We start from the raw sequence: 9794 nt of genomic DNA on the forward strand, positions 1-9794 counted from the left end.
CGCCGTATTTATGTACGATGAGTGCCATTGTCGTTCTGAACTGGAGGAGAAACCGCGCCGATGCGCCAAGAGCAGAACCGCAGGACTGCCGTTCGGTCTCGCGGCCTCGTGAGCACTACGACGACGAAGGATGGCTGCGAAGCGTGAGCGCAGCGTGCGCGGATTGCCCAGATGCGAAGCGCTTGCTGCTGGAGCCTCTCGCTGGCGCGGGTAGCGCAGAGAAAGACCGCGAATGCGCAAAAAGCGCACAAACGGCTGCGAAAGCGGATCGGGCGAGCCTTCGAGCGTACTTGATCGAGGGCGAAAAGACAAGCGCAAGTCGGCCGCCGGTGTCAATCGGGCACGACGCGATGCGCCACGCGGCCGCCCCGGGCCCCATCGAATGGGCAAGCGCCGATCACCGCTCACGGTTCGCAGTTAGGCGATCAGCAAATCCAGCCGCCACTCCAACCGTCTGCGCTCGCCGCGCCGGCGCGACAGCGGCAATGCCCGTTCGACGGCGCCGTTCAGCCCCACTCGGGGCACGAACAAAAGCGTCTCGCCGACATAGATGAGCGGTACGTCGCGCTCCCAAGCCGGCACCCCGAGTTCCTGAAACAAGTTCTTGAGCGTGCGCGCCGCGCCGCCGGGCATGCGTTGCATCCGCTCGCCGCCGGTGCGCGCCCGCGCGCAAAGCGGCGCGCTCGCAAGCAGCGCGGCCGGCACGGTATCGGGGCCGGTATCGTCGTCGGCCGTCGGCACGAAAACGATCGAGCCGCGCCATTGCGGCAGGCGCCATACTTCCTGCCCGCGCCAAGCAAGACACGCCATCCGCTTTGCGTCGCCCACGCCGCTCGCGGCGTCGTCGATTGCCTCGCGCGCACCCGACTCGCCCGCCAAGTCTTGGTCGACCAGTCCCGAGGCAGTGTTCGGAAGCGAGATGCCCTGGCCGCCCTGCTCTTGCGCGACGCGCGGCGGCGCGCGCTCGGGCGAGCGCTGCTCCCAATAAATTTTGTCCCGATACATGCGCAGACAAGCGCCGTCATGCATCACGCTGAGCCCGTGTCCGCCACGCGCCTCGCGCAGTTGCCGCAGCATGTTCGCCAAGCGGGCCGCCGACGGCGCCGGCAACCCAGCCGATCGAATCCACACGCGCATGACGTTCATCGCGCGCGCATCGTCGAGCGCCGTCAGGGCCTTGCGCGACAACGCGACGCCGTCGTCTCGCGCCACCGTGCGCAGGTCGATCCGAGCCAGGTCGTCGAGCAGCCGCTGGGCCGTCGCCGCATGGCGAGCGGTGCGCGCGAGCGCATCGCGAAAGCCCGGAAAGCGCGTGGCCAAAACGGGCATGACTTCGTGACGAAGCGCATTGCGCGCGTAGCGCGTGTCCGCGTTCGATTCATCCTCGATCCATCGCAAGCCGCGCAGATGGGCGTAGCGTTCGAGCTGAGCCCGCAACAGCGGCAAAAAGGGACGCACGCGCGGCATCGCCGACGATTCGTCGATACGCTGCGGCGCCATGGCCGCGAGCCCCGCGACACCGGCGCCACGCAACAACTGAAGCAGCACCGTCTCCGCTTGATCGTCGGCATGGTGCGCCAGCCACAGCACGGCCGCCCCTTGCCGCGCGCCCATGGCGTCGAGCGCGCGGTAGCGTGCCTCGCGCGCGGCCGCTTCGACGCTTTCGCCGCTCTCGCGCCTCACGCGTACGCGCTCAGCGTCGAACCGCACGCCCAATGCGCTCGCCGAAGTCTCGCAATGCGCAAGCCAACGATCGGCGTTGGGGCTGAGCCCATGATGGACGTGCAGCGCGACGCAACGGTGCGCGCCTACGACGCGCGCGGCCGCGTCCAGCAGCACGGTGGAGTCGAGCCCGCCGCTATAGGCAATCGCGACGCTCGCCCCAGCGGGAACGTTGGAAAGCGCGCCGCCGAGGGCATCGAGAACGATGCGCTCGGCGGCGGAGTCGACGGGGGCAGTCACGTCTGAGTTCGTTGAGGGAACGCGCGGACGGCGAACGATAGAACCATAGCCGCCGCGACGCCCGATGACTTATGCGCCCGGGAACGATTCCTTGAACTTGCCGTAGGACATGAGCCGCTCGAAACGACGCTGGCGCAGATCGGGCACGCTCATGCCTTGGAACTGGCGCAGGGTATCGGCCAGCGCACGGCGCAGCAAAGCAGCCATGCCCTTCACGTCGCGATGCGCGCCGCCCAGCGGCTCGTTGACGATTTTGTCGATGAGACCGAGCGCTTTCAACCGGTGCGCCGTCAAGCCCAGCGCTTCGGCGGCCTCGGGGGCCTTGGCCGCGCTCTTCCAAAGAATCGACGCGCAGCCTTCGGGCGAAATCACCGAGTAGGTCGAGAACTGCAGCATCAGCACGCTGTCGGCCACGGCAATCGCCAGCGCGCCGCCCGAACCGCCCTCGCCGATCACCGTCGCGATGATGGGTGTTTTCAACTCGGCCATGACGTACAGATTGCGGCCGATCGCTTCCGATTGCCCGCGCTCCTCGGCTCCGACGCCCGGATAGGCGCCCGGCGTGTCGATGAACGTGAAGATCGGCAGACCGAACTTCTCGGCCAGGCGCATCAACCGTTCCGCTTTACGGTAACCCTCGGGGCGAGGCATACCGAAGTTGCGGGCTGCGCGCTCTTTCGTGTCGCGGCCCTTTTGCTGGCCGATCACCATACACGGGTGACCGTTGAAGCGGGCCAAGCCGCCCACGATCGATAGATCGTCGGCGAACGCGCGATCGCCGTGCAATTCGTGAAAATCGGTGAACAGCTCGTTCACGTAATCGAGCGTGTACGGGCGCTGCGGGTGGCGTGCGATCTGCGATACCTGCCACGGGGACAGATTCGCATACAGGTCTTTCGTGAGCTGCTGGCTCTTCTTCGACAACCGCTCGATCTCTTCCGAAATATCGACAGCCGAATCGTCCTGGACAAAGCGCAATTCTTCGATTTTCGCTTCGAGTTCCGCGATGGGCTGTTCGAAATCCAGAAAGGTCGTTTTCATATGTTCGTTCCTAGAATCCTGCGGCAGCGCGTATTCTAACCGCCCGCGCCCCACGTGAGATCGAGCAAAACTATTGAATCTAGCTATTTAATAGCCTTACTCGGCCAAGCCTTCGAGACTGCGCCACATGTACCACGTCGCCACGGTGCGCCACGGCTCCCAATTGGCCGCCACCTCGCGCACTTCGCTGCGCGTGACGGGCTCGCCGCTGAAGTAGTTGACGCTGATGGCCCGCGTCAGACTGGGATCGTCGAGGGGCAAAACATCGGGACGCGACAGGTTGAAAATCAAAAACATCTCGGCGGTCCACCGCCCGATGCCGCGGATCTGCGTCAGCTCGGCGACCACGGCTTCGTCGTCCATCGACATCCATTTGTCGACGTGCAGCGCGCCCGAGACGAAGTGCTGCGCGAGGTCGAGCAAATAGTCGCACTTGCGTTTCGATAGCCCGCAGGCCACGAGCCTCTCTTGGCCGAGCTTCTTGAACTGCTGCGGCGAGAGCTTCGGGCAAGCGGATTCGATGCGCTCCCATACCGCTTGCGCCACCTGTACCGACACCTGCTGCCCCACCACCGAACGCGCGAGCGTCACGAACGGATCGCTGCCGTTCACGAGATGCACGGGACCGAACTTCGGAATGAGCCGTTTGAGAATGCGGTCGCGCTTGACGAGATCCGCGCATGCACGGTCCCAGTAAGCGGGCCGCGTCTGAGCGGGCTCGAACCCGCCGATCTGAACGGGCGCCGCGGCGCCGTTAGGCTTGACCGCGGGCACCTTCTTCGCGCCGGCGGCGCGCTTGGTAGCCGTCTTGTCGTTCGATTCAGCGGATGCCGCCGCCGTGCTCGCGCGCGTGTCGCTTTTGCGACTGGCGCGCGCGGGCGCCTTTCTGGCCGTTGCCATCTTGCCTCCTGCCGGGCGAGTCGATCAGCGCGACGTGCGATGCACGGTCGTCATACGCGGCGCCATTCGGTCGCCCCGCCGGGTTTGTCTTCAAGCGCAACACCGGCCTCGAGCAATTCCGCCCGAATCCGATCTGCCTCGGCATAGTTCTTCGCTAGCTTCGCGGCCTGGCGCGCGGCGATGCTCGCTTCGATCGCGACGGCGTCGAGCCCTTCGGCGTCGAGCGCACCCGCGCCTTCTTGCAAGAACGCGCGCGGCTCGCGGCCGAGCAATCCCAAAACATTCGCCAACGCGCGCAGCTGTCGTGCCAAGCCGGCGTCGCGCGTGCGGTTCACTTCCGTCGCGAGTTCGAACAGCACGGCGACGGCGACAGGCGTGTTGAAGTCGTCGTTCATCGCTTCGCGCAACCGCTGCGCGTGAGGCTCGTTCCAGTCGAGCGGCGCGTGATCGGGCACGACGTCCTTGAGCGCGGTGTAAAGGCGCGTGAGCCCCGCGCGCGCGTCGTCGAGGTGCACGTCGCTGTAGTGGATCGGCGAACGGTAATGAGCCCGCGCGAGGAAGAAGCGCACGACTTCCGGATCGTACTTCGCGAGCACCTCGCGAATCGTGAAGAAATTGCCGAGCGATTTCGACATCTTCTCGTTGTCGATCTGCACGAAACCGTTGTGCATCCAGTAATTGACGAACGTTTGTCCGGTCGCCCCTTCGCTTTGAGCGATCTCGTTCTCGTGATGCGGAAACTGCAGATCCTGCCCGCCCCCGTGCAGATCGAAATGCTCGCCGAGCAGCGCGCAGCCCATGGCCGAACATTCGATGTGCCAGCCCGGCCGGCCCGCACCGAACTTCGAATCCCACGTGCACTCCGCGGGCTCATTCGGCTTCGCATGCTTCCAAAGGACGAAATCGAGCGGATCTTCTTTTGCGTCGTTGGCCACGACGCGCTCGCCCGCACGCAGATCTTCGAGCGACTTGCCCGACAGCGCGCCGTAGCGCGCGAACTTGCGCACGGCGTAATTCACGTCGCCGTCTTTCGCCTGATACGCGTAGCCGTTCGCCACGAGCGTATCGATCATGCCGAGCATCTGAGGAATGTAATCGGTCGCGCGCGGCTCGATATCGGGGCGCGCCACACCGAGCGCATCGGCGTCTTCATACATGGCGGCGATATAGCGGTCGGTGACGGCTTTGATCGTCTCGCCGTTTTCCACTGCGCGCCGGATGATTTTGTCGTCGACATCGGTAATGTTGCGCACATAGGTCACGCGATAACCGAGCGTGCGCAGCCAACGCTGCACCAGATCGAACACGACCAACAGCCGCGCGTGCCCGATGTGGCAGTAGTCGTACACGGTAATCCCGCAGACATACATTCCCACTTCGCCAGCCCGGCGCGGCACGAACGGTTGCTTGTCACGCGCGAGCGTGTTGTAGATGCGCAGTGATTCCATAGAGACGATGCGTAAGGCCTGAGCAATCCGCACTCGGCGGCGCGCGTTTCGCAGCACTGCCGCGATGAAGCGCAAACGGCTTGCGCGGTGCGAATGTCTTCGCGCGACGAGTGCTTCGAGGCGAGCGGCGCGAAGGCGACCACGACTGGCGGAGGACCGTTTGCCGTTCGAGGAAACCAGCAAACGTTTTGTTAGAATGGGCCGGAGTATAACACCCAGACACGAGCCTATGAAACCTTCCAGCGGCCGCATGCACCGTGGCGCGGCCCTCCTCGCCGCTTCCGTTTTGGGCCTCGCGCTCGCAGCTTTCGCGGGCCCGACGGCATCGGCGCAAACGTCGCAGGCGGTCGCCGACGACACGCCGCAAATCGACGCATCGATCGCCTCGCAAAATTGGAGCGCCGCGCTCGCCGAACTCGATGCGCGCATCGCCTCGCACCCGCACGACGCGCAGGCGAAGTTCAAGCGCGGCACCGTCCTCGCCCGCCTGAACCGGGACGACGACGCGATCCGCCAATTCAGCGAACTGACTCAGCTATACCCCGAGCTGCCCGAGCCCTATAACAATCTCGCCGCGCTCTACGCGAAGCAAGGACGCTACCAGGACGCACGCACGGCGCTCGAAACGGCCGTGCAAGCGAACCCGAGCTACGGCCTCGCTTACGAAAATCTCGGCGACTTATACCTGCATCTGGCCGAGCAATCGTACCGGCGCGCGCAAAGTCTCGGCCAGGCGAGCGCCGCGGCGGCGCAGCGCGTGGCGGCGATCGACAAGATCGTGACGCCCGCGGCCGCGAGCGCACCGTCGGCGAAGCGAGCCACCGCCGCCGCGCGCCGGGGGCCGGCGAACGTGCCCGGCTCGGAAATGAATTCGCCGGGCGTCGATTTCGGCGGCTCGGGCAGTTCGTTCCCCACGCAGCCCTATATCGCGCCGTCGCGCTAGCGCGGCTTGCGTCCCGATTTCCCCCACGTTGAGGACACCCATGAAAAGCTTTTGGTTGGCGCTCGGCAGCGCCGCTCTTATCGCGAACGCGCCGGCCTTCGCTCAGACGAGTTCCGCCACGCATCCGCAAGTGCTGCTGAAAACGACGGACGGCGACATCAAGGTCGAGCTGTACCCGGAGCAGGCACCGAAGACAGTCGCGAATTTCCTCGATTACGTGAAGTCCGGCCAATACAGCGGCACGATCTTTCACCGCGTGATCAAGGGTTTCATGATTCAAGGCGGCGGCTATACGACCAGCTTCGCCGAGAAGCCGACGCGCGCCCCGATTCCGCTCGAAAGCCGCAACGGCCTGAAGAACATGGCGGGCACGATTGCCATGGCGCGCACGGGCGATCCGAACTCGGCCACCGATCAATTCTTCATCAATACGGTGGATAACGCCGGGCTCGACTACCCGAACCCGGACGGCAACGGCTACGCGGTATTCGGCAAAGTCGTGTCGGGCATGGACGTTGTGAAGAAGATCGAGGCAACGCCCACCACGACGCGCGGTTCCATGTCGGATGTGCCGCAACAGCCGATCGTGATCCAATCGGCAACCGTCGTTTCGAAATAACGTACTCCCCCGCCGGTGCGGCCCGCGCCGGCTAGATTTTTTAGAAAGGAAAGCATCATGGTCGAACTGCACACGAATCACGGCGTCATCAAGCTCGAACTCGACGCCGACAAGGCGCCGAAATCGGTCGAGAATTTCCTCAACTACGTCAAGAAAGGCCATTACGACAACACCGTGTTCCACCGCGTCATCGACGGCTTCATGATCCAAGGCGGCGGTTTCGAACCCGGCATGAAGCAAAAGCCGACGGACGAACCGATCGACAACGAAGCGAACAACGGCCTGAAGAACGTCAAGGGCTCGATTGCGATGGCACGCACGAACGATCCGCATTCGGCCACCGCGCAGTTCTTCATCAACGTCAACGACAACGATTTCCTCAATCACACGTCGCCGACGCCGCAGGGCTGGGGCTATGCCGTGTTCGGCAAAGTGGTCGACGGGCTCGACGTCGTCGAGAAGATCAAGAAGGTGAGGACGGGCTCGAAGGGCTTCCACCAGGACGTGCCGCTCGACGACGTCGTCATCGAGAAAGCGGTCGTGGTCGATTGAACACGAGCGTCATCCGAGATGCCGGCATCTCGGCGCGGCAAGACGCGGGGCCTCGCAACGTCGAGGCCAGCGTGCCGCACGAGCATGGCCACGCGCGCCCTCACGCGCCGCGGCCGCTTTTGCTCATTTCCGATCTGCACTTGAGCCGTTCGATTCCGCGCACGGTCGACGCCTTCGAGCATTTCATCCGCGTCACGGCGGACAGCGCCGATTCGGTTTTCATCCTCGGGGATCTGTTCGAATATTGGATCGGCGACGACATGCTCAGAGCGGATCCGTTCTCGGCTCGCATCGCGGCCGTCCTGCACACGTTGTCCGAGCGCGGGATCGCCTTATACGTGATGCACGGCAATCGCGATTTTCTGCTCGGCAAGCGGTTCATGCAGGCCGCGGGCGCGATCTGGTTGCCCGATCCGTTCGTTATGACCGCGTTCGGCGCGCGCATCGTGCTTGCGCACGGCGACGCGCTGTGCACGGCCGATCGAAAATATCAAACGTTCCGGCGTTTGGCGCGGTGGCGAGCCGCGCAGCTTTTGTTCCTCGCCTGGCCGTTCAAGTGGCGCCATGCGCTGGCCGAGCGAATGCGCGCTTCGAGCCAAGAAGGCCGCATGCGGCCGCCCTCGCCGCTTTACGATGTCACGCATCAGGGGGTCGAGGCGCTGTTCCGTTCGAGCCATACCACAACGATGATCCACGGGCACACGCACAAGCCGGCGCGCCACCAAGAAACGAGCGGCACCCGCTGGGTGCTGCCGGATTGGGATCTCGATCACGGGACGCGCCGCGGCGGCTACCTGCGCATCGACGCGGAAGGGATTCAGGCGCTACCGCTCGACTGAAGCGCCCGAACCGGCCTTCTGGCCTTCTGGCCTCGGGCCGCGGCCGCGTTGTGCGCTAGCCGCTAGCTCGTCCCGCCCCGGTGCGCGTTGGCGTGCGTCACGCTGCGTTTATCGCGCCGCCTTCAAATTCCGCTCTCGGGCGCCTCGGCATGCGTCGCGGCAGTGGCCGTCCCTTGAATCGCGGCCGACAAACGCTGCAGGTCCACGCTTGCCGCCTCCACGCCCTGCAGCGCCTCCAACCGCGCGCCGAGCCGCTCGAGCGCGGCGACGATCTCGTCGACACGCTGCCGCTCGTTTGCCGCATGATCGATGAGCCCGTGCAGCGCGAGCGACACCGGGTCTTCCGCATTCGGCGTGATGCCGTAAGCACAAAACGCGGCACGCTCGGGCGAGCGCTTCCGGTCGGCCGGCTCGATCACGCGTGCAGGATTGCCGACGGCCGTGCCGCCGGCAGGCACCGGTTTGACGACAACCGCATTCGAGCCGATTTTCGCGTTCTCGCCGATCGTAAATCCGCCCAGGACTTTCGCGCCCGCGCCGACGATCACGCCTCGCTGCAGCGTCGGATGGCGCTTGGCGCCGCGCGTGAGCAGCGTGCCGCCGAGCGTCACCCCTTGATAGATCGTGCAATCGTCGCCCACCTCGGCAGTCTCGCCCACGACGACACCCATGCCGTGATCGATGAACACGCGCCGGCCGATCGTCGCACCGGGGTGGATTTCGATACCGGTCAGGAACCGCGCGACCTGAGAAACGAAACGTGCGAGCCAGCGGTATTGTCCGCGCCAGCACGCATGCGCGAGCCGATGCAAAACGAGCGCATGCAGCCCCGGATAACAGGTGAGCACTTCCCAGGCACTGCGTGCGGCGGGGTCCCGCTGACGAATCGTGGCAATGTCTTCGCGAAGTCTCTCGAACATGATGGGGCTCGCTCAATGGTGGCGGTAATCGATCCCCGACAGCGGCGCCGCCGCGGGTGTCGATATGAATTCGTGCGATTTGCTTATCACGAACCGTCCGATTCTAGGAGAATCGAACGGAACCTGCTGACGTACGAGGATCGCCCCTGTAGCGATGAGGGGCATTGGCGGCCGTAAGCGACGAGTCGCCGCCCTTTTACGCCGCAACCTCGTGCGATGAGCGCGCTATGACGAGGACGAGCGATCTCGGGCATGCGCTTTGAGCAAGATATGCTTGGCGATGCCGCGGACGATGTTGACTTCCTCGCGCTCGAGGCCGGCGCGAGCGAAGAGCCGGCGCAATCTGGACATCAATTTCTTCGGATTGGCCGGATCGAGAAACTCGAGCGAGATCAACGCGTTCTCTAGGTGAACGTACATCCGTTCGATGTCGTCGTTCGGCGCCCGTGCGCCGACGCCGGCGTCATCCGCGGCGGCATCGCCCGGCGCGGCCGTGCCTGCTTCCGCTAGATAGGCCATGCGCAACTCGTAGGCGAGCACTTGGACGGCCTGCGCGAGGTTGAGCGAGCT

General features: G+C 64.7%; 8 protein-coding genes and 2 pseudogenes. 4 read left to right on the forward strand and 6 right to left on the reverse strand.

Annotation, left to right across the window (positions count from 1 at the left end; all coding sequences use genetic code 11):
• Nucleotides 1-417: 417 nt before the first annotated feature.
• The 4 genes and pseudogenes from tilS to cysS all read right to left on the reverse strand — a co-directional run bounded on the left by tilS (nucleotide 418) and on the right by cysS (nucleotide 5351).
• Entirely contained in the window at nucleotides 418-1962 is a 1545-nt protein-coding gene (gene tilS, locus ACTHN9_RS18800) for a tRNA lysidine(34) synthetase TilS (RefSeq protein ID WP_440538286.1), read from the reverse strand.
• 69 nt (nucleotides 1963-2031) lie between these two features.
• Nucleotides 2032-3003: an acetyl-CoA carboxylase carboxyltransferase subunit alpha gene (locus ACTHN9_RS18805; RefSeq protein WP_440538287.1), complete on the reverse strand. Its 972-nt coding sequence runs from the start codon at nucleotides 3001-3003 to the stop codon at nucleotides 2032-2034.
• Nucleotides 3004-3099: 96 nt separating this feature from the next.
• A pseudogene (locus ACTHN9_RS18810) lies at nucleotides 3100-3753 on the reverse strand (DNA-3-methyladenine glycosylase family protein); the annotation flags it as partial.
• Nucleotides 3754-3953: 200 nt separating this feature from the next.
• Nucleotides 3954-5351, reverse strand: a complete 1398-nt coding sequence (gene cysS, locus ACTHN9_RS18815) for a cysteine--tRNA ligase (RefSeq protein ID WP_440538288.1) — start codon at nucleotides 5349-5351, stop codon at nucleotides 3954-3956.
• Nucleotides 5352-5580: 229 nt separating this feature from the next.
• On the opposite strand from cysS, the gene ACTHN9_RS18820 reads away from it, so the two are divergent.
• The 4 genes from ACTHN9_RS18820 to ACTHN9_RS18835 are packed head-to-tail and all read left to right on the forward strand — an operon-like array spanning nucleotide 5581 to nucleotide 8304.
• Nucleotides 5581-6294 (forward strand): tetratricopeptide repeat protein, encoded by a 714-nt coding sequence (locus ACTHN9_RS18820; RefSeq protein WP_440538289.1) that lies wholly within the window; start codon nucleotides 5581-5583, stop codon nucleotides 6292-6294.
• A 40-nt stretch (nucleotides 6295-6334) separates the two neighbouring features.
• Nucleotides 6335-6913 (forward strand): peptidylprolyl isomerase, encoded by a 579-nt coding sequence (locus ACTHN9_RS18825; RefSeq protein WP_440538290.1) that lies wholly within the window; start codon nucleotides 6335-6337, stop codon nucleotides 6911-6913.
• Nucleotides 6914-6970: 57 nt separating this feature from the next.
• Nucleotides 6971-7465, forward strand: coding sequence for a peptidylprolyl isomerase (locus ACTHN9_RS18830; protein WP_440538291.1), 495 nt, complete (start codon nucleotides 6971-6973; stop codon nucleotides 7463-7465).
• Between the two features lie 26 nt (nucleotides 7466-7491).
• Nucleotides 7492-8304: a UDP-2,3-diacylglucosamine diphosphatase gene (locus ACTHN9_RS18835; protein WP_440538293.1), complete on the forward strand. Its 813-nt coding sequence runs from the start codon at nucleotides 7492-7494 to the stop codon at nucleotides 8302-8304.
• 122 nt (nucleotides 8305-8426) lie between these two features.
• On the opposite strand, the gene cysE is transcribed toward ACTHN9_RS18835, so the two are convergent.
• Together cysE and ACTHN9_RS18845 are read right to left on the reverse strand one after the other, a co-directional pair.
• Complete coding sequence (cysE, locus tag ACTHN9_RS18840) at nucleotides 8427-9224, reverse strand: serine O-acetyltransferase (protein WP_440538292.1); 798 nt, start codon at nucleotides 9222-9224, stop codon at nucleotides 8427-8429.
• Between the two features lie 225 nt (nucleotides 9225-9449).
• Nucleotides 9450-9794, reverse strand: a pseudogene (locus ACTHN9_RS18845) (RNA methyltransferase); the annotation flags it as partial.

The sequence above is a fragment of the Trinickia sp. genome (assembly GCF_051953405.1).
In the GTDB taxonomy this organism is placed as follows: Bacteria; Pseudomonadota; Gammaproteobacteria; order Burkholderiales; family Burkholderiaceae; genus Trinickia.